The organism is Prescottella equi (assembly GCF_002094305.1).
In the GTDB taxonomy this organism is placed as follows: Bacteria; Actinomycetota; Actinomycetes; order Mycobacteriales; family Mycobacteriaceae; genus Prescottella; species Prescottella equi.
Genome location: NZ_LWTX01000003.1, coordinates 100,052 through 119,019 on the forward strand (window position 1 = coordinate 100,052; position 18,968 = coordinate 119,019).

General features: G+C 67.7%; 19 protein-coding genes. 9 read left to right on the forward strand and 10 right to left on the reverse strand.

The genetic code is table 11. From position 1 onward, the window contains the following. Positions 1-21: 21 nt before the first annotated feature. Positions 22-1,641: an acyl-CoA synthetase gene (locus tag A6I89_RS09745; RefSeq protein ID WP_005517128.1), complete on the reverse strand. Its 1,620-nt coding sequence runs from the start codon at positions 1,639-1,641 to the stop codon at positions 22-24. Between the two features lie 285 nt (positions 1,642-1,926). On the opposite strand from A6I89_RS09745, the gene A6I89_RS09750 reads away from it, so the two are divergent. From A6I89_RS09750 to A6I89_RS09765, 4 genes are all read left to right on the forward strand, one after another. Continuing rightward, a complete protein-coding gene (locus A6I89_RS09750; RefSeq protein WP_013417438.1) occupies positions 1,927-2,868 on the forward strand; it encodes a 3-oxoacyl-ACP reductase in 942 nt (313 codons plus the stop codon). Positions 2,869-2,887: 19 nt separating this feature from the next. Then, positions 2,888-3,640, forward strand: coding sequence for an SDR family NAD(P)-dependent oxidoreductase (locus A6I89_RS09755; protein WP_005517125.1), 753 nt, complete (start codon positions 2,888-2,890; stop codon positions 3,638-3,640). Positions 3,641-3,889: 249 nt separating this feature from the next. Beyond that, positions 3,890-5,431 carry a GMC family oxidoreductase N-terminal domain-containing protein gene (locus A6I89_RS09760; protein WP_022598311.1) on the forward strand — a complete coding sequence of 514 codons (1,542 nt, stop codon included), beginning with the start codon at positions 3,890-3,892 and terminating at the stop codon, positions 5,429-5,431. A 133-nt stretch (positions 5,432-5,564) separates the two neighbouring features. Next, positions 5,565-6,344, forward strand: coding sequence for a VOC family protein (locus A6I89_RS09765; RefSeq protein WP_022598313.1), 780 nt, complete (start codon positions 5,565-5,567; stop codon positions 6,342-6,344). 9 nt (positions 6,345-6,353) lie between these two features. On the opposite strand, the gene A6I89_RS09770 is transcribed toward A6I89_RS09765, so the two are convergent. After that, a complete protein-coding gene (locus tag A6I89_RS09770; protein WP_005517119.1) occupies positions 6,354-7,271 on the reverse strand; it encodes an amidohydrolase family protein in 918 nt (305 codons plus the stop codon). A gap of 164 nt (positions 7,272-7,435) precedes the next feature. Here A6I89_RS09770 and A6I89_RS09775 point away from each other — a divergent pair, with 164 nt between their 5' ends. After that, the gene (locus A6I89_RS09775; RefSeq protein ID WP_022598316.1) at positions 7,436-8,575 is read left to right on the forward strand and encodes an NADH:flavin oxidoreductase; all 1,140 of its coding nucleotides are present in this window, start codon (positions 7,436-7,438) and stop codon (positions 8,573-8,575) included. Positions 8,576-8,688: 113 nt separating this feature from the next. After that, a complete protein-coding gene (locus A6I89_RS09780; protein ID WP_022598318.1) occupies positions 8,689-9,129 on the forward strand; it encodes a DUF7832 domain-containing protein in 441 nt (146 codons plus the stop codon). 268 nt (positions 9,130-9,397) lie between these two features. Here A6I89_RS09780 and A6I89_RS09785 read toward each other — a convergent pair whose 3' ends face one another. Next, on the reverse strand, positions 9,398-10,696 hold the full coding sequence (locus A6I89_RS09785) for an HNH endonuclease signature motif containing protein (RefSeq protein ID WP_084967889.1): 1,299 nt from the start codon (positions 10,694-10,696) through the stop codon (positions 9,398-9,400). A gap of 9 nt (positions 10,697-10,705) precedes the next feature. Beyond that, the gene (locus A6I89_RS09790; RefSeq protein ID WP_022598322.1) at positions 10,706-11,404 is read right to left on the reverse strand and encodes a CPBP family intramembrane glutamic endopeptidase; all 699 of its coding nucleotides are present in this window, start codon (positions 11,402-11,404) and stop codon (positions 10,706-10,708) included. 61 nt (positions 11,405-11,465) lie between these two features. Between A6I89_RS09790 and A6I89_RS09795 the strand changes: the two genes are divergently transcribed. Then, entirely contained in the window at positions 11,466-12,032 is a 567-nt protein-coding gene (locus A6I89_RS09795) for a TetR/AcrR family transcriptional regulator (protein ID WP_080668444.1), read from the forward strand. 119 nt (positions 12,033-12,151) lie between these two features. Here A6I89_RS09795 and A6I89_RS09800 read toward each other — a convergent pair whose 3' ends face one another. Next, on the reverse strand, positions 12,152-12,706 hold the full coding sequence (locus tag A6I89_RS09800) for a ribonuclease H family protein (protein WP_022598327.1): 555 nt from the start codon (positions 12,704-12,706) through the stop codon (positions 12,152-12,154). Between the two features lie 73 nt (positions 12,707-12,779). On the opposite strand from A6I89_RS09800, the gene A6I89_RS09805 reads away from it, so the two are divergent. Beyond that, a complete protein-coding gene (locus A6I89_RS09805) occupies positions 12,780-13,712 on the forward strand; it encodes a DNA-3-methyladenine glycosylase family protein (RefSeq protein WP_022598329.1) in 933 nt (310 codons plus the stop codon). 39 nt (positions 13,713-13,751) lie between these two features. Here the strand turns inward: A6I89_RS09805 and A6I89_RS09810 are convergent, their stop codons facing one another. Genes A6I89_RS09810 through A6I89_RS09820 form a run of 3 tightly spaced genes read right to left on the reverse strand, consistent with a single transcriptional unit; the run spans position 13,752 to position 16,754 of the window. Continuing rightward, positions 13,752-14,555 (reverse strand): SDR family NAD(P)-dependent oxidoreductase, encoded by an 804-nt coding sequence (locus A6I89_RS09810; RefSeq protein WP_013417448.1) that lies wholly within the window; start codon positions 14,553-14,555, stop codon positions 13,752-13,754. Continuing rightward, a complete protein-coding gene (locus A6I89_RS09815) occupies positions 14,548-15,591 on the reverse strand; it encodes an alcohol dehydrogenase catalytic domain-containing protein (protein WP_022598331.1) in 1,044 nt (347 codons plus the stop codon). Before A6I89_RS09815 ends, A6I89_RS09810 begins: the two co-directional genes overlap by 8 nt. Then, complete coding sequence (locus tag A6I89_RS09820; protein ID WP_022598333.1) at positions 15,588-16,754, reverse strand: LLM class flavin-dependent oxidoreductase; 1,167 nt, start codon at positions 16,752-16,754, stop codon at positions 15,588-15,590. Before A6I89_RS09820 ends, A6I89_RS09815 begins: the two co-directional genes overlap by 4 nt. A gap of 133 nt (positions 16,755-16,887) precedes the next feature. On the opposite strand from A6I89_RS09820, the gene A6I89_RS09825 reads away from it, so the two are divergent. Beyond that, a complete protein-coding gene (locus A6I89_RS09825) occupies positions 16,888-17,658 on the forward strand; it encodes a helix-turn-helix transcriptional regulator (protein WP_022598335.1) in 771 nt (256 codons plus the stop codon). On the opposite strand, the gene fabG is transcribed toward A6I89_RS09825, so the two are convergent. Continuing rightward, positions 17,631-18,392, reverse strand: coding sequence for a 3-oxoacyl-ACP reductase FabG (fabG, locus tag A6I89_RS09830; RefSeq protein ID WP_005517097.1), 762 nt, complete (start codon positions 18,390-18,392; stop codon positions 17,631-17,633). The genes A6I89_RS09825 and fabG overlap by 28 nt on opposite strands. 59 nt (positions 18,393-18,451) lie before the next feature. Next, positions 18,452-18,901 carry a DUF8021 domain-containing protein gene (locus A6I89_RS09835; RefSeq protein WP_005517095.1) on the reverse strand — a complete coding sequence of 150 codons (450 nt, stop codon included), beginning with the start codon at positions 18,899-18,901 and terminating at the stop codon, positions 18,452-18,454. Positions 18,902-18,968: the final 67 nt, after the last annotated feature.

Below are 18,968 nucleotides of genomic sequence, written 5' to 3' on the forward strand. Positions count from 1 at the left end.
GTGTCGTCGAGCGGTAGGACTCTACTGGGAGACGGATTCGAGAGTTGCCTTCGCCCAACGGTAATCGGCCTTACCCGCAGGCGAGCGGACGACCTCCGGGACCACGACGAGTGTGCGCGGCACCTTGTAACCGGCGATCTTGGTCCGGCAGTGGGCGATCACGTCGTCCTCGTCGAGATCGTCGACGCCCTCGCGGGCGGAGATGACGGCCGACACGCGCTGCCCGTACATGGGATCGGGGATGCCGGCGACGAGTGCGTCGAGTACACCGGGGTGACTCTTGAGTGCCTCCTCGACCTCCTCGGCGTAGACCTTCTCGCCACCGGTGTTGATGCACGACGATCCGCGGCCGAGCACGACGATGGTGCCGTCCGCCTCGACGCGAGCCAGGTCACCGAGGACCGAGAGCCGCACGCCGTCGACGACGGGGAACGTCGCCGCGGTCTTCTCCGGGTCACCGAAGTAGCCGAGCGGCACGTGTCCGGCGCGGGCGAGGTAGCCGACGTTGTCGGAACCGGGCTCGATCGTCGAGAAGTCGGTGTCGACGACGCGAGCCTTCGGTGACGGCGGCATGCGCAGCAGGCCGTCCTCGTCCTTCTTCAGCTCGCCGTCGTTGCCGGACTCCGACGAGCCGAACGCGTCCCGGAGGTAGACGTTGGGGAGCAGCTCGTTGAGCTTCCCGCGGACACTCGCCGACCACAGCGCGCCACCCGAACCGATGATCCACAGCGAGCTCAGATCGAATCGGTCGCCGTGCTGCTCGATCGCGTCGGCGAGCGGACGGGCGATCGCATCGCCGACGACCATGACGGTGTTGATCTTGTGTCGATCGACCAGCTCGAGCGCCTCGACCGGGTCGTACTTGGACATGAGGACCTGCTTGGAGCCCATGAACATGCAGGTGAAGAGCGAGTAGGACGCCGCACCGTGCATCAGCGGCGCAGTCACCAGGTACGTCATCGCGAACTGGTTCGCCGCCGCGGCGGCGCCGAGCTCGGCGGGCGAGAGGATCGGGTCGCCGCCCATGATCGCGCCGCCCGCGAGTGCTGCGTGGTAGAAGTCCTCGTGCCGCCACATCACACCCTTGGGCATGCCGGTGGTGCCGCCCGTGTAGATGACGTAGAGATCGTCGGCGCTGCGCTCCGGGAAGTCGCGATCTGCGGACTGCGCGGCGGAAGCCTTGTGATAGTCGACGACCGAGACGTCGGCGGCGGCAGCGGCGTCCGCCAGTGCCGGTCCGGCCGGCTCGCCGATGAGCACGATGTGCCGCAGCTCGGGACACTTGGGCAGGACGTCGGCGATGACGTCGCTGAACTCGCCGTCGGCGATGACGGTGGCCAGCTTCGCGTCGTTGTAGAGGTAGGTGAGTTCCGCGTCGACGTAGCGGAAGTTGACGTTGACCGGGACGGCGCGGATCTTGAGGCACCCGAGCAGCGATTCGACGAACTCGAGGCTGTTGCGCGCGTGCAGGCCGACGTGATCCCCGGGGCCGACACCCTGCTCCGCGAGGTGGTGCGCGATCCGGTTCGCAGCAGCGTCGAACTCGGCGAACGTCCGCGATTCGGATCCGCACACGAGCGCGACCTTGTCCGGTACGGCGTCGATGACGGCTTCGGTCAGATCAGCGAGATTGAGAGTCATATCCGGCCCTTCGGTGAATCGCACATCGAGCAACAGTGCGTTCTACCACAAACCCCGCCCTCGTGTGCCTGAGATCACAACCTGCCGAGTAGAACATATTCCTATTGGTTGATCAATAGCCCGACGGGGAGAACTGGGGTTCCGCCAGCACAGGCGGAGGCGATGCCGCATCATCTGCGGGAGCATCCCGAGGCGACGGAGGAACGGGATGGACCAAGACCCTTGTGCCAAAACTAGAATGAATACTAGTTTGATTGCATCGCACGGAACCTGAAGGAGCCTGACATGGTGGATTCTCTGAGCTTGGCCGGTAAGACGGCCATCGTCACCGGCGCCGGGGCCGGTCTCGGCCGCGCCGAGGCGCTCGCCCTCGCCGACGCCGGTGCCGCCGTCGTCGTGAACGACATGGGCTCCGCCGCCCACGACGTCGTCGACGAGATCAAGGCGGCCGGTGGGCAGGCCCTCGCCGTCACCGGCGACGTCTCCGACTGGTCGCTCGGCGGGCGCATGATCCAGGAAGCCGTGTCCAACTTCGGCTCGATGGACATCCTGGTCAACAACGCGGGCATCCTGCGCGACAAGATGATCTTCAACCTGTCCGAGTCGGACTGGGACGACGTCATCCGCGTGCACCTCAAGGGCCACGCCGCGACGTCGCACGCCGCGGCCGTGCACTGGCGTCAGGCGAGCAAGGACGCCGGCGGCCCGATCTACGGTCGCGTCATCAACACCTCGTCCGAGGCGTTCCTGTTCGGCTCCGCCGGCCAGCCCAACTATTCGGCCGCCAAGGCCGGTATCACCGCGCTGACCCTCTCCACCGCCGCCGGCCTGTCCCGCTACGGCGTGCGCGCCAACGCGATCTGCCCCCGCGCCCGGACCGCGATGACCGCGGAGGCGTTCGGCACCGAGAACAACACCGGCACGCAGGGTCTCGACCCGTTGGCTCCGGAGCGCGTCGGCACGCTGGTCCGCTACCTCGCGTCGCCCGCGTCGGACGAGATCAACGGCCAGGTGTTCGTGGTCTACGGCAAGATGGTCGCCCTCATGGCCGCGCCGCAGGTCGAGAACCGTTTCGATGCAGCCGGTTCCGAGTTCTCCGTCGAGGAGCTGGCCGGCCAGATGACGCCGTACTTCTCGGGCCGCGGCCCGTACGAGACCTACGCCGCGTACAGCGTCGCGGGCCTCGAGAAGATCGCCCTCGCCACCGACGCGCCCGCCGGCGTCTGATCCGGACGGCGGACTCTTCATGAGGCTTCAGGGCAAGGTTGCCATCGTCACCGGCGGTGCCGGTGGCATCGGGCGCGCGATCACCCGGGTGTTCTCGCGCGAGGGTGCGAAGGTGCTGTTCGTCGACATCAGCGACGAGAACGGCTTCGCACTCGAGAAGGAGATCGCGGAGGCTGGCGGTGAGGGCAAGTTCCTCAACGTCGACATCTCGCAGAAGGATTCGGCCGAGGCGATCCGCGACGCCGCGGTCGCGGCGTTCGGCCGTATCGACATCCTCGTCAACAACGCGCACGCGTCCCGTCAGGCTCCGCTGCTCGAGCAGACGCAGGAGATGTTCGACCTCTCCTTCGGCACCGGCTTCTACCCGACGGTGCACCTCATGCAGGCCTGCTACCCGCAGCTCAAGGAGTCGAAGGGGTCGATCATCAACTTCGGCTCCAGCTCCGGGCTCGAGGGCATGCCCACGCAGACGTCGTACGCGGCGGCCAAGGAGGCCATCCGGGGCGTCAGCCGGGTCGCCGCCAACGAGTGGGCCGCGGACCAGATCCGGGTCAATGTGCTGTGCCCGTTCGCGGCCACCGAGGGAGTCGTGGCGTGGCAGGAGGCGTTCCCCGAGCGGGCCGCCGCGACCATCGCCAAGGTTCCGCTGCAGCGCATCGGCGATCCGGAGACCGACATCGCCCCGATCGCACTGTTCCTGGCGAGCGACGACTCGAAGTACATGACGGGTCAGACCGTCATGGCGGACGGCGGCAGCCTCAAGCTCCGCTGATCGCGCTCCGACAACTCCATGTCCGAGGTGTGCCAATTTTCCGGTACTGCCTCGTAACCTCCTCTGTCGGCGGTATAAAGCCTGGCAGTCCGCTGTGAAGTGGACCACCTACCAAACCGCCGACAGAGGAGTTCCATGACCGATAGCCGGGCGAACAGAGCCGATGCGACTCGGGGGGTTGCATCCGTCTCACGCCGTCGATTCCTTGCGGGCGCAGGTCTGACCGCGGGAGCCATCGCGCTCTCGTCGATGTCGACCTCCGCCTCCGCAGCCCCCAGCCGCACCCTCGCCGACGGCGACCGCGTCCCTGCCCTCGTCATCGGCAGTGGATACGGCGGTGCCGTCGCCGCGCTGCGGCTGACGCAGGCCGGTATCCCCACGCAGATCGTCGAGATGGGCCGCAGCTGGGACACCCCGGGCTCCGACGGCAAGATCTTCTGCGGGATGCTCAACCCCGACAAGCGCTCGATGTGGTTGGCCGACAAGACCGATCAGCCGGTCAGCAACTTCATGGGCTTCGGCATCAACAAGAGCATCGACCGGTACGTCGGCGTCCTCGACTCCGAGCGGTTCTCCGGCATCAAGGTCTACCAGGGCCGCGGCGTCGGCGGCGGCTCGCTCGTCAACGGCGGTATGGCAGTCACCCCGAAGCGCAACTACTTCGAGGAGATCCTGCCGTCGGTCGACTCGAACGAGATGTACAACAAGTACTTCCCGCGCGCCAACACCGGTCTGGGTGTCAACAACATCGACCAGGCGTGGTTCGAGTCCACCGAGTGGTACAAGTTCGCCCGCACCGGCCGCAAGACCGCCCAACGTTCGGGTTTCACAACCGCTTTCGTGCCCAACGTGTACGACTTCGAGTACATGAAGAAGGAGGCTGCCGGCCAGGTCACCAAGTCGGGCCTCGGCGGTGAGGTCATCTACGGCAACAACGCCGGCAAGAAGTCGCTCGACAAGACCTACCTCGCGCAGGCCGCGGCCACCGGGAAGCTGACGATCACGACTCTGCACCGCGTCACCAAGGTCGCGCCGGCCACCGGCAGCGGCTACAGCGTGACGATGGAACAGATCGACGAGCAGGGCAACGTCGTCGCCACCAAGGTCGTCACCGCCGATCGGGTGTTCTTCGCGGCCGGCAGCGTCGGCACCAGCAAGCTCCTGGTCTCGATGAAGGCGCAGGGCCACCTGCCGAACCTGTCGTCGCAAGTCGGCGAGGGCTGGGGCAACAACGGCAACATCATGGTGGGCCGCGCGAACCACATGTGGGACGCCACCGGATCCAAGCAGGCCACCATCCCGACGATGGGAATCGACAACTGGGCCGACCCGACGGCACCGATCTTCGCGGAGATCGCCCCGCTGCCGGCCGGGCTCGAGACCTACGTCAGCCTGTACCTGGCCATCACGAAGAACCCCGAACGTGCTCGCTTCCAGTTCAATTCGGGCACCGGCAAGGTCGATCTCACCTGGGCTCAGTCGCAGAACCAGAAGGGCATCGACATGGCCAAGAAGGTGTTCGACAAGATCAACCAGAAGGAAGGCACGATCTACCGGACCGATCTGTTCGGCGTGTACAAGACGTGGGGCGACGACTTCACGTACCACCCGCTGGGCGGCGTGCTGCTGAACAAGGCGACCGACAACTTCGGCCGCCTGCCCGAGTACCCCGGGCTGTACGTGGTGGACGGCTCGCTCGTCCCCGGCAATGTCGGCGTCAACCCGTTCGTCACGATCACCGCGCTCGCCGAGCGCAACATGGACAAGATCATCTCGTCCGACATCCAGTGACGACCCGCCTGCCCGCGTCCCCGCCTGCGCTCCGGGGGACGCGGGCAGGCCCCGCTCTGCGATAGCCTTTCCACGAACGATCCCACTCGACCACGTTTTCTTCACGCGTCGAAGCGGATGAGAGGACATCGCGATGTCTACCCGTTCGAACTATTCCGAGGGCACACCCAGCTGGGTCGATCTGCAGACGTCGGACCAGGCCGGGGCCAAGGAGTTCTACACCGCACTGTTCGGTTGGTCGTACGACGATCGGCCGATGCTCGAGGACACGGTCTACTCGATCGCCACGCTGCGGAACGAGCAGATCGCGGCGATAGCTCCGCTTCCCGTGGGCGCCCCGCCGGCGGATACTCCGTCGACGTGGAACACCTTCCTGGCGGTGGACGACGCCGACGCGTCGGCCGCGAAGGTCGAACCGGCGGGCGGGCAGCTGATCCTCCCGGCGTTCGACGTCGGGGATGCCGGGAGGATGGCGTTCGTCGCGGACCCCACGGGGGCACAGGTGGGGCTGTGGCAGGCCCGCGCGCACATCGGCGCCACCCTGGTGAACGAGGCCGGCACGCTGATCTGGAACGAGCTGATCACCGACGACCCGTCGTCGGCGCTGGCGTTCTACGCCGCCGTCGTGGGCCTGGGTGCCGCGGTGATGCCGATGCCGGACGGCGAGTACACCGTCCTGCAGGTCCACGAGGACGGCGTGGGCGGGTGCGTCACCCCACCGCGCCCCGATGTCCCCAACCACTGGCACGTCTACTTCTGCACGGACGACGTCGACGCGACCGTCGCAACCGCCGCGAGGGAAGGCGGCGCGCTGATGGCCGACCCGTTCGAGGTGGCAACGGTGGGCCGGATGGCGGTACTCGCCGACCCGCAGGACGCGGTATTCAGCGTCATGCAGCCCGAATCACCCTGAGCTGCGCGATCAGTCGATTCCGAACAGGCGCACCGCGTTGTCGTGCACCACGGCACGCAGCCAGTCGTCCCCCAGGTCGAAGCGGGTGAGGGCCTCGAGCGCGTCGAGGTACGAGTACGGGATGTTGGGGAAGTCGCTGCCGAACAGGATCCGATCCCCCAGGTCACGCAGACGCGGGACCTCGGTGCGCGGGAACGGGATCTGTGCCTCGGTGAAGTCGGTGAACGCCATCGTGGTGTCCAGCTGCACCAGCGGGTAGCGGTCGGCGAGGTCGAGGAATTCGGTGTACTCGGGCATTCCCATGTGCGCGACGATCAGCACCAGGCGGGGGTGCCGCGCGAGCAGCGTGGCGATCCGGTCGGGGCCGGTGTAGCGGCCGGGCGCCGGTCCGGAACCGCAGTGGATCACGATCGGAGTGCCGGCATCCTCGAGCAGTCCCCACACCGGGTCGAGCAGCGGATCGTTCGGGTCGTAGTCGCCCACCTGGATGTGCGACTTGAACACTCGCGCACCCGCGTCGAGCGCCGACGCGACGTACCCGGCAGCGGACTCCTCCGGATAGAAGGTGGCGGTGTGCAGGCAGTCGGGGGTGCGGGCCGCGAAATCGGCCGCCCACTGGTTGAGCCACGCCGCCATCTCGGGCTTGTGCGGATAGAGCATCGAGGTGAACCTGGCGATGCCGAACTCCCGCAGGTGCGCGACTCGCGTCTCCTCCTCCGACCGGTACCGGATCGGCCACTCCCTACCGGTGAGCGGTCCCGCCGAGTCGAAGTAGGCCCACACCTTGTCCATGACGTTCTTGGGCATGAAGTGGGTGTGCACGTCGATCAGCGCGGACAGGCCCAGCGCCTCACGGAAGGCGATCACCCCGGCCGCCTCGGACTCCCGGTCGAGTTCCGTCCCCACCGCTGATTCACACACGGTCATGCCCCTCTCGGTTCGGTGACTCGAGTGGCCCCGAGCACACCTGCCGACCCTAGTCTCGGGACGTTTGCGCTGAGTGAGACCCCGGTTTGACGGGTCCGGAAACCGCCTGAAACGCTACCTAGCACTTGCTTGGTTTACGACGATCCCGAAAAGGCGCAGACGACATGACCTCTTCATCTCCCCTGTTCCAGCCGCTGAAGGTGCGTTCGCTCGAACTCGCGAATCGCATCGTCATGTCGCCGATGACGCGCTCCTACTCGATCGACGGCGTCCCCGGTGACGACGTCGCCGGCTACTACCGCCGCCGCGCCGAGGGCGGGACCGGGCTGATCGTCACCGAGGGTGTCGCGATCGACCACGAGACCGCGGTCGACAACCCGCGCGTGCCGCGCCTGTTCGGCGAGGAGTCGCTCGCAGGCTGGCGCAAGGTCGTCGACGGCGTGCACGAAGCTGGCGGCAAGATCATTCCGCAGCTGTGGCACGTCGGCCCGCTGTGGGGCGCGATGAGCAAGGTCGACCCGGCGGTCAAGCCGATGCGCCCGTCCGGCGAGTGGGGTCCGCTCGGCACGACGTCGTACCCGGAGTCGTACACCTCGTGGGTCCAGGAGCCCACCGAGGCAATGACCGAGCAGGACATCCAGGACGTCATCGCGGCGTTCGCCCGCGCGGCCCGCAACGCGATCGACGTCGGCTTCGACGGCATCGCCCTGCACGGCGGCCACGGCTACCTGCTCGACTCGTTCCTGTGGGAAGGCACCAACAAGCGTGACGACGAGTGGGGCGGCGACCTCGAGCGCCGTACCCGCTTCCCCGTCGCCGTGGTGAAGGCGATTCGCGCCGAGATCGGCGAGGACTACCCGATCTTCTACCGCTTCTCGCAGCACAAGCAGCAGAACTACACCGCGCGCATCGCAGAGACGCCCGACAAACTGAAGGTGATCCTCGGTGCGCTCGCCGACGCCGGGGTCGACGTCTTCGACGCCAGCATCCGCCGCTTCGACATCCCCGCGTTCGAGGGTAGCGACGTGTCCTTGGCCGGCTGGGCCAAGAAGGTCACCGGCGCGATCACGATGGCCGTCGGCAGCGTCGGCATCGGGAAGTCGCTGCGCGACAGCCGCATCGACGGTTCGGCGCCGGTCGTCGACAACATCCCCGAACTCGAGAAGCGCATCGGTGGCGGCGAGTTCGACCTGATCGCGATCGGCCGTCTGCACCTGGCCGACCCGGCGCTGGCCTCGCGCCTGCGCGCCGGTGAGCCGCTGCCCGAGTTCGTCCGCGACGTCCACGAGGGCTCGCTGACGTAACCTCCAGCTCGACATGATCCACCCGGTCGCCGCAACACCTCCGCGAGGCGTTGCGGCGACCGGTTCGTCTGTGCGGCAACAGCCACGCAGCCCGGAATCGAAGGAACCGATCCTTGACGCAGTACGACGACGCCGACTGGCACTACGGCGGCGACTTCCCCGACGACCTCCCCCAGGCTGCGGCCGGCACCCACATCGGCATGTTCGTGGCATGGTGCCTGCTCACCGGCTTCGCGAGCGAAGGGGTCGAGGACCGACTCGAACCGCTCGAGACGCGGGAGACGACCCCCGGCGCCTTCCTCATGAAGGTGCTCGACGAGCGGTTCGCCAGCGACGACCTCACCGCCGACGGCAACGCGTTCGCCGTCGCGTACTACGCGGGCCGCAGCGACGACTCCCGCTACCTCGACGACTACTGCGACGAGTTCGACACCACCGCGGAAGAGATCTACCGGGTGGAAGACACCTGGGAGACCTACGACCGGATCGCGGACCGGATCGGCGATCGCTTCCACGCATGGCTGGACAGCGGGCGGCCGCAGTTCGTCGCGTAGGGCTCCGACCCGCAACGGTCGGCGAGCCGAGTCCTCGGTGCGACGTCCTCAGTGCGACTCCGCGGGCACCTGATGTCCGGGGGCCGTACTGGCTGTGCCGCTCGGGCCGTGGGTCGAGGCCCACCGAAAGAAGCCCGTGATGATCGCTGCCGACGTCGCCCGGTGTGCGGTACCGCCGGCCAAGCCGGGCGGCGTGAACTCCGACGCTGGCGTGACCCGCACCCCCCGGTGGCCGGCACCCCCTTCCAAGGGGGTGTCGGCAGCAGCGTCATGCGGCGTGTGGGCCCGCCCGGTTGTGGGCGGGGACGGGTTTCTTGAACGGGTCGACGGTGCTCGGTGGGGTGAACCACGGGTGCCGGTCGGCGCCGATTCTCACGCCCCAGTGGCTGTGATGCAGTAGCTGGTGGTGGTAGCGGCAGAGTAGGACGAGGTTGTCGAGGTCGGTGGGTCCGCCGTCTGCCCAGTGCTTTACGTGGTGGCCTTCGCAGTGGGCGGGTGGTGTGCCGCAGCCGGGGAAGGCGCAGCCGTGGTCGCGGGCGATCAGGGCGCGGCGCTGTTTCTTCGACACGGTTCTGCTGGTGCGGCCCAAGTTCAGGGGCACGCCATCGTCCATGACGATGGGGGTGAGGTGACAGTCGCAGGCCAGTCGCCGAGCGGTTGCAATGGAGAGCGGTCCCATGTGGGGCATGCGTGCGATGTCCTTGTCGCCGAACAGGTCCGACCCTTCGTTCGGATGCGTCCACTCGTGAGCCGACTCGCTGCGGGCGAGATCGCTGGCGTTCACGTGCAGTGACAGGTGTGGCCGCTCCCCGCCCTCGATCGGGGCGTCGCCGGAGTCGAGGTGGCGGCGCAGAATCTCGGCGAACGCGTCCGCCCGCTGCCGTGCCGGGGTGAGTTTCTCGGCCGGGTCGTCGACCGGATTCCTCGGTTTGGTCAGCGCGGACAGTGCGGTCAGGAGCATCTCGCCGGTGACGGCGTCGAGGTCACCCTTGACCGAGACCCGTCCGTTCAGGGTTTTCGAGGCGTGGAATTCGTTGCGTTCGGTGTCTTCGCTGGGTGGGAGTTCGTCGGATTCGAAGATCCGCTCGAGCCGGGAGATGCAGGTGCGGACGGTCGTGGTGGTCGCGGCGGGACCGGACGCGGCGTCCAGCAACACTTTCCGGCACGAACCAAGCGCTTCGTTCGGCATGCCGCGCGGCGGGGTCTCGCAGAACTTCCCGATCAACGCCGCGTGCTCGGCGGAAATATCGCCGGCGTTGAAGGCGTCGGCGATCTCGGGCTGCCGGCTCAGCATCCGGCCCAACGCGAGGATCCGTGCTGCGGCCGGCACTTCCAGCAATGTGTTCGCGGCCAGCCACTGCTTGACGCTGCGGAAGCCGAGGGTGTCGAATGAGACTGCGCGCTCGTCGATCTCGGCGACGGTGGCTGCGCGTAGTGCTTCGAGTTGTTCGATCGCGTGGCAGATGTCGAGGCCGGTCTGCACCAGCAGGATTTCTGGCAGCGTGTGCACGTCTTCTGGTCGCGGCGCGGCGACCGTGACCAGCGTATTGAGTCCCCCCGGATTCATGACACGAGCTTAGTTCGAACTAGTGTTCGAGTCAAGACCTGTCCCGTTCGTCAGACTTTCCGGAGAGCATCCGGAAGGAGCTTGCGGCGGCGGGAATCGCTTCGCGTGTTGAGGATTCCAGTCGCGGGTGACTGCGGACAAGATCAACCATGGCTCGATCACCAGATTGATCGCGATATGCGCGATGACGGCAGGTAGGAGTGCGCGATCCGATAGCAGATATACGGCCGCCAATCCTGCCCCCAGGCATGTTGTCGAGACAACGACCGGGATCGCTATGGCCCATTCTCGACCGAGAAGAACCCAAGCGCCGTGGGCAACGCCGAATGCCAGTGCAGATGCGCCGATCTGGCCGACCGCTCCGATCCCGTTATCGGCGAGTGCATCCATCACCATTCTGCGGAAGATGACCTCTTCGATTGCGCTCGACGTGATGGCCACCCACACGCCGAGCGCCTTCAGTGGCGAGATCTCGGTGACGTGTTCCCGGACGAACGGCACGGACCACAGCGTGTACGAGATGTAGCCAACTGCCACGAGGACGGCCCCCATCCACCCCACGGGTACGGCCAGACGATCGCCGACGAGCCCAACCTGTTCGGCCAGGACGGATGCGGACCCAGCGATGAGCCAGAGGGCGAGTGGAGCCGACGTCGCAATTGCGAACGCGAACAGAACGATTGCCGTGTAGCGGCGCGCTTGATGCATGACCACCTCCTATTTCGCACGACTGTACTATTAAATCTGAACGCCTGACCGAGGAGAGGTAATGCCAAAGGTTGTCGACCCGCAAGCACGTCGGGACGCGCTGAGTCGAGCACTGTGGAAGGTCGTGCAGCGCGATGGGATAGGTGCGGTCTCCGTCAGATCGGTTGCTGCCGAAGCCAATTGCTCACCGTCTGCGTTGCGCCACTACTTCCCCAACTCCGAGGACATGCTCGCCGAGGCGCTGTCACTCGCCAGGGCACAGCAACGGCGCCGAATCGACTCGATGGTGGTCAGCGCGACGCCCCACCAACACGTGAAGCAGCTATGGAGGGAGGCGTTACCGCTCACCGAGGAATCACGCCTCGAGGCCCAGGTTTGGCTGGCAGTGCAGGTCGCGATCAAGACCACGCGGGTTGCTGAGGTCCTGGACTCGATCGACGCTGAACTCGATCACCTGTGCGAGTGGACCGCTACCGTCCTCGCCCCTGCTTCGGCGCCAGCCGTGACCGGTGCGGAGATACGCGCCTTCACAGATGGGCTGACGATGAACGCGGTACTTCGACCACGCACGTTCAGCTTCGACCAAGTGGCTGTTCTGTTCGATTCGTACCTTGCGCGCCTGCAGTAGGTCGGTGCTCGACCCACCTGCCGGGGTTGCCCTCGGTGCAACCCCGATCGTCCGCGACAACAAGACAGCTTCTCGACGCAAGACACTCGGATCACGCCCGTCCGCCCGAGCGGATGCCTTCAGAACAGCGTGAGCTCCGGCTCCGGCGCCCTCACCGGCGCGGATGCCGGGGTAACCGCGGCCACGGGACGTGGAGGTACCTCCCGCGGACCGAGCCCGGCCCACGGGCGAGCCTTCTCCGGCGTCGACGCGACGGCACGCGCAGCCTCACCCGCCAGTTTGTCCGCGATCTCGTTGAAGTGGTTGCCGACGTGTCCGCGCACCCAGCGGAAGCGGACCGGTCCGGATCGTTCGGTGATCGCGCGGTCGATGTCCTGCACCAGTTCGAGGTTCTTGACCGGTCCGCCCGACGCGGTCTTCCACCCCTTGCGCTTCCATCCGGGGAGCCACTCGGACGCGCACTTGATAGCGTACTGCGAGTCGGATTCGATGAGCAGCGGCTCGGGGCCGGGGTGCGCGACGATCGCCTCCACCAGCGCCCACAGTTCGGCGATCTGGTTGGTGCCGGACACCGCTCCGCCCGACCGGCTCGGACCCTCGTGATCGACCCACGCCCACCCGATGGCGCCACCGGGATTCTTCAGACACGAACCGTCGGTACTCACGATGATCATGGCTTCGGACAATACGTTGCCGCCCCGACGGCCGCCGGACAGGTCCCGGCCGGGCGACGATAGGCTGCCGGTGATGACCGATACGGCCTCCGAAGTGCGGTTCGAGCTGTCGACGCGACGTCCCGTGGACCTTGCGCCGACGCTGTCGCCGCTGCGGCGCGGACGCTTCGACCCGTGCCATCGGCGCGAGCCGGACGGCAGTGTGTGGCGCACGTCGCTACTGCCGTCGGGCGCGGTCACCTACCGGCTGCGGCAGCAGGGGCCGAGTGTGGTGGAGGCCCGCGCGTGGGGACCTGGTGCGGAGGAGTTGGAGACGTACCTGCCGGGTCTCGTCGGGGAGGACGACGCCGGCCGGTCCGACGACTTCGCGCCCGCCCACCCGAAGCTGGCCGAGGCGCACCGCCGCTTTCCGAACCTGCGGATCGTACGCACCGGCAGGGTGATGGAGGCACTGGTGCCGGCGATCCTCGAGCAGCGAGTACACGGCGTCGCTGCGCAGGCGTCGTGGCGGCGGCTCGTGACGAAGTTCGGGGCGCCGGCACCGGGACCCGCTCCCGACGGCATGCGGGTGCCGCCCGGTGCCGAGGTGTGGCGGCGGGTTCCGTCGTGGGAGTTCCACCACGCCAACGTCGACCCGCAGCGCGCGAAGACGATCGTCGCGTGCGCCCGCGTCGCCGATCGCCTCGAAGAGACCGTCGGCATGGACCGACTCGACGCCTACCGGCGTCTGCGCGCCGTCCCCGGCGTCGGGCTGTGGACCGCGGCGGAAGTCTCCCAGCGCGCCCTCGGCGACGCCGACGCACTCTCCGTCGGCGACTTCCACCTCGCGTCGGTCGTCGGCTGGACCCTCCTGGGCCGGCCCCTCGACGACGCGGGCATGGTCGAGTACCTCGCCGACCTCCGCCCCCACCGCTACCGCGCGATCCGCCTGCTCGAGATCAGTGGCCAGGCCCGCAAACCCAAGTTCGGGCCGCGGACACCGATCGTCGACCACACCTGGCACTGAACCTGGGCGCGTTCCGCCGCTGCGGCGCCCCGACGCCGCTCAGCGGCCGGTGACCAGTTTCATCACGTCCGGGTAGTTGGAGACCTGCCAGCCGCCGTCGACCATGAGGCTGGCGCCGGTGATGTAGGTGGCGTCGTCGCTCGCCAGGTACAGGCACGGCGCTGCGATCTCCTCGGGAGTCGCGGGGCGGCCCATCGGGATCCGCTCGACGAACCCGTTCAGCAGCGGCTCCCAGCCGGTGACGCCCGCGACGAGTGGGGTGTCGACGAGTCCCGGTAGCACCGCGTTGACGCGGATCCCGTGCTGCGACAGTTCGAGGGCGGCGTTCTTGCTGAACATCTCGACCCCGGCCTTGCCCGTCACGTACGGGCTTCCGCCCATCATCGGCATGCGGGCGTTGAACGACGCGATGTTCACGATCGCGCCGCCCCGCTCGTTCGCCACCATGTGCCGGGCCTCGTGTTTCGTGGACAGGAACACGCCCTTCTGCACGAGGTCGACGGTGAAGTCCCAGTCGGACTCCTCGAGATCGAGGATCATGCCGCCGCGTGCGGCACCGGCGACGTTGAACGCCAGATCCAGCGCACCGAAGCGCTCCACCGCGACGGCGACTGCTGCCGCCACCTGGTCCTCGGCGGTGACGTCGGCGGTCGCGCCGACGAACTTCTCGCCGAGTTCCTTCTCCAGGACCGCGAGCGCGTCGGTGGCGATGTCGATCCCGACGACGGATGCACCCTCGCCGATCAGCCGCTTCGCCACGGCCGCACCGATTCCCGATGCCGCACCGGTCACCACCGCGACGCGGCCGGCGAAACGTTCGCCGTCGAACGTGTTGTCAGACATGAGCTACCTCCACGAGAACCTTCATGCGACGCCCGTCGGACGCCGCCTGGACACCGTCGAGCACGTCCGCGAGCGGGACACGCTCCACCCACCCGTCGAGCGGATAGGCACCCGCCGCCATACGGTCGATGACGGAAGTGAATTCCTTGCGCGAGTATGCGAGGGACGACATCAGCCGCATCTCGCCGAACATCAGCGCATACGTGTTCAGAGGCACCTGCTCCTTGTAGGTCGCGAGCAGCACCACCGCGCCCCGGGGCCGAACGGCAGCGAGCGCCGTCTGCAACGCGGCACCGACTCCGGCGCACTCGAACACGACGTCCGCGCCCGCTCCGTCGGTGCGTTCCTGCACCGCCGCAACGAGATCGGTCGCCGTCGGATCGATCACGTCGAGGCCCAGCGCGGTCGCGACCGCACGCCTCGTCTCGAACGGCTCACTGAGCAGGATCCGGTCCACACCGTCCGCACACAGGTTGAGTGCGGTCGCGATGCCGATGGGCCCGGCCCCGAGGATCAGGGCGAAGTCGGTGTGCCCGACGCCGGACAGTTCGACGGCGTGCAACGCGACCGCCAGCGGTTCCACCACCGCGGCCTGTTCGAGCGAGACGCCGTCGGGCAGCACGTACACGTTCTCCGCGGGCACGGCGGTGCGCTCGGCCAACCCGCCTCCCGGAGCGTTGATCCCGTGGAAGGCCGCCGACGTGCACAGGTGCTCGTGCCCGTCCCGGCACCGGGCACACGTGCCGCAGTGATAGTTGGGCTGCACCGCGACCCGGTCGCCGACGGCCACGTCGACGACACCGGCGCCCACCGCGCAAACGACGCCGGAGAACTCGTGGCCGAGGATCTGTGGGCCGCACGCACCGGTGAGCGGATGCGGATGCTCGGAGATCCCGAACGAGTGGATCATGCCGAGATCGGATCCGCAGATGCCGTTGAACGCCACGTCGACGAGGACGTACCCGTCCGGCAGCTCCGGTTCCGGCACGTCCTCGACCCGCAGGTCGTCGATGCCGTGCAGGACAGCGGCCCTCACGCCTTGGCCGCCAGTTCGTCCTCGTACTTCTTGGTCATGTGCGCGATCGCGGCGTGCTGCGCCTCGTTGTACCCGTCTCGCTTCTGGCCGGCGCGGGCAGCGGCGTCGAACAGAGGTTGCGACTGTCCTTGGAAGTGCGGGGCCACCTGCTGCGCGATCAACTCGAACGAGCGCTTCGTCGCGGCCGGGGCGGCCCAGTCGGCGTTCATGATCAGCATCGAACCGAATCCGCCGGACTGCGTCACGAGCTTGCCGATCAGCTCGCGGGCCTGTGCCGGGGTGCCGATGATCCCCATGCCGGAGTGGTTCATGTACTTGATCATGTCGTCCATTGCGGCACCACCGGAGCCGAAATGCGGGAAGGCCGCGACCTTTCCGAAGTAGTCGATCCACTCGCCCAACCCGAATCGGACGTCCTGCTGCGCCTCCTCCTCCGTCTCCGCGATGTGCATCGGGCAGACGAGACGCCACTGGTCCCGGTCGACGGCGGTGCCGAACTCGGCGGCGCGTTCCTCCATGATTCCGAAATGGTGGCCGAGCGCGTCGTAACCCTCGGGGGTCAGCGTCGCGCCGATCGACAGCAGGCCGAGGCCGTGCTTGCCGGCCAGGCGCGGACCGGTGGGCGACGCCACCCCGGCGACGACGACCTCGAAACACGGGTGCGAGTACGGGCGCAGCTGCAGTTGGGCGTCGATCAGGGTGTGGGTCCGCGTGGTCGCGGTGACCGACTCGCCGTGGAGCAGTCGCACGACGATGTCGAGGTTCTCTTCGAGCAGTTCGCGGCACTCGGTGGGATTCAGTCCGATCATCGCCGAATCGGTCGGCAGCGAGCCGGGACCGACGCCGAGCATCACCCGGCCACGGGTGAGGTGGTCGAGCAGCACCATGCGGTCCGCGACCCATAGCGGGTTGTGGTAGCTCAGCGACGTCACACCGGTGCCGAGCTTGATGCGCTTGGTCCGCTCCGCGGCGGCGGCGATGAAGATCTCGGGGCTCCCGATGATCTCGCTGCCCGCCGAGTGGTGTTCGCCGATCCACACCTCGTCGAAGTCGAGCCGGTCCAGGTGCTCGACGAACTCGAGGTCGCGCTGCAGGGCGACGGTGGGGTTCTGGCCGATGGCGTGGTGCGGCGCGATGAAAGCGCCGAAACGAAGCCTGCCCATGCGTGTACTCCTCGGGAAATCGCTGAAACACAGTCGTCCCCGACGCTAGAATTCGTTCCGCCCGGGCGACAGTGCACTTTGGTGGACAGTTCCGCACACAGCGCCTCGGCCAGGCCGGGTACTCGGATGGGTGGTGAACTGTTTGACCGAGGTCTCCTTGCGGGCAACCGATTACGAGCGCGTCTTCGCGGTGCTCGATCGCTGCGTGGACGTGCGGACGGTGCCGGAGTTCCGCACCCGGATCGCGGCGGCGATGACCGACGTCTTCCCGGTGCGGGTCGCGACGTGCTTCGTCGGCGACAGCTACGACAGTCAGTTCACCGATCCCGACGCCGCACTCGTCGGCGGACACGGGTGGGAGCGCAATCGTCCGGTCTACCAGGAGAAGTGGGCCCGGCACGACATCTTCGCGACCCCCGAGGCCCGTCGCCGGCTCGAACACAACCGCGTCGCGTCGCTCGCCGATCTACAGGACCTGCCCGCCGGTGCGGCCGCCTACGTGCGGGACTATCTGGGCGCCTGGGGCCTGCGCTCGGTCAGCGCGATGCACCTGGATCTGCCCGGTCGGGCGCGCGCTCTCGTGGGTCTCTTCGACGGCGACGACAGTGCGCTCGGCACCCGCGACCTCGCAACGCTGCGCCTGTTGGCCCGTCACCTGTCCGCTCTGACCCGCAATCTCGAGACGGCACCGCGACGCGACCCGTACGCCGCACTCACCGAACGTCAGCGTGACGTCGCGAGACTGGTTGCGGACGGTATGAGCAACGCGGCCATCGCGCGGCGACTCATGCTTGCCGAGGACACCGTGAAGAAGTACGTCAGCCGGATCCTCGCGGCCACCGGATGCGCGTCCCGCACCCAGTTGGCCCTCGAGGTTCAGTCCTTCGGGCCGCCCGCCACGTAGATCACCTGCCCCGACACGAACCCCGCCCCCTCGCCGATCAGGAACGACGCGGTGTGCGCGATGTCGTCGGGCACACCGACGCGGCGCACCGGCGTCTCGGCGGCGGCAGCGGCCATGAAGTCGTCGAACGGCACGCCGAGGCGCTCCGCCGTCGCGGCCGTCATCTCGGTCGCGATGAAACCGGGGGCGATGGCGTTGGCGGTGACGCCGAACGGACCCAGCTCGAGCGCGAGAGTCTTCGTCAGCCCCTGCATGCCAGCCTTCGCGGCCGAGTAGTTCACCTGGCCGCGATTGCCGAGCGCCGAGATGCTCGACAGGTTGACGATGCGGCCCCACTTCTGCTCGACCATGTACTTCTGCGCGGCGCGAGTGAGTAGGAAGGCCCCGCGCAGGTGCACGTTCATCACGGCGTCCCAGTCGTCCACGCTCATCTTGAACAGCAGGTTGTCCCGGGTGATGCCGGCGTTGTTCACGACGACGGTGGGGGCACCCAGTTCGTTCGCGATCCTGTCGACGGCGGCGGCGACCGACGCCTCGTCCGAGACGTCGGCGCCCACCGCGAGTGCGCGCCCGCCGGCACTCTCGATGGCGGAGACCGTCTCGGCACAGGAGGATTCGTCGAGGTCGAGGACCGCGACGGCGAGGCCGTCCGACGCGAGGCGCTTCGCGATCGCGGCGCCGATTCCGCGTGCCGCACCCGAGACCACTGCCACCCGCTGGTTGCCGTCCGTCATGTGTCGTTCCCTCCCACTGCCCGGTGTCGTCCGTCGGTGAGGCTACGCGGGCGACGGCGTCAGGACAGCGAGACCGGGGAGATGGTGGCGACGATCTGGTCGATCGCTCCGTTCTCGAAGGCGAAGGTCTCGACGATTTCGACGGTCATCAGTCGCTGCGGGCCGAAGCCGGCGTCGAGCAGGTAGCGGGTGTGGACGGTGTCGCCGGCCTCGCTCATCACGAGGTCCCGGACGCCCTGGATGACGCGGTACTGGACGCCGTGGTTCAGGTCGTTCGTGAGCTGCGGGCCGTTGAAGCCGGTCTGCAGTCCGGCCTCGACACGGGTGGCGTCGGGGGTGAACACGACGGCACTCGCGTCGTGGCTGACGAGCGCGTCGATGTAGGCGCGGGCCATCGCCTGGTTCGGGGAGTCGGCCGGGTTCGGCGCGGCCGAGGCAGCGGTGGGTGCCACCACGGCCATGGTGGCCGCGGCGAGCAGGGACAGGGTCGACGTCTTGGCGATACGCATGCCGCATCGTAGCTAGAACACGTTGCAGCACGGGCGGAAAACGCGCGTGCCCGGCGATGTCGCGTCA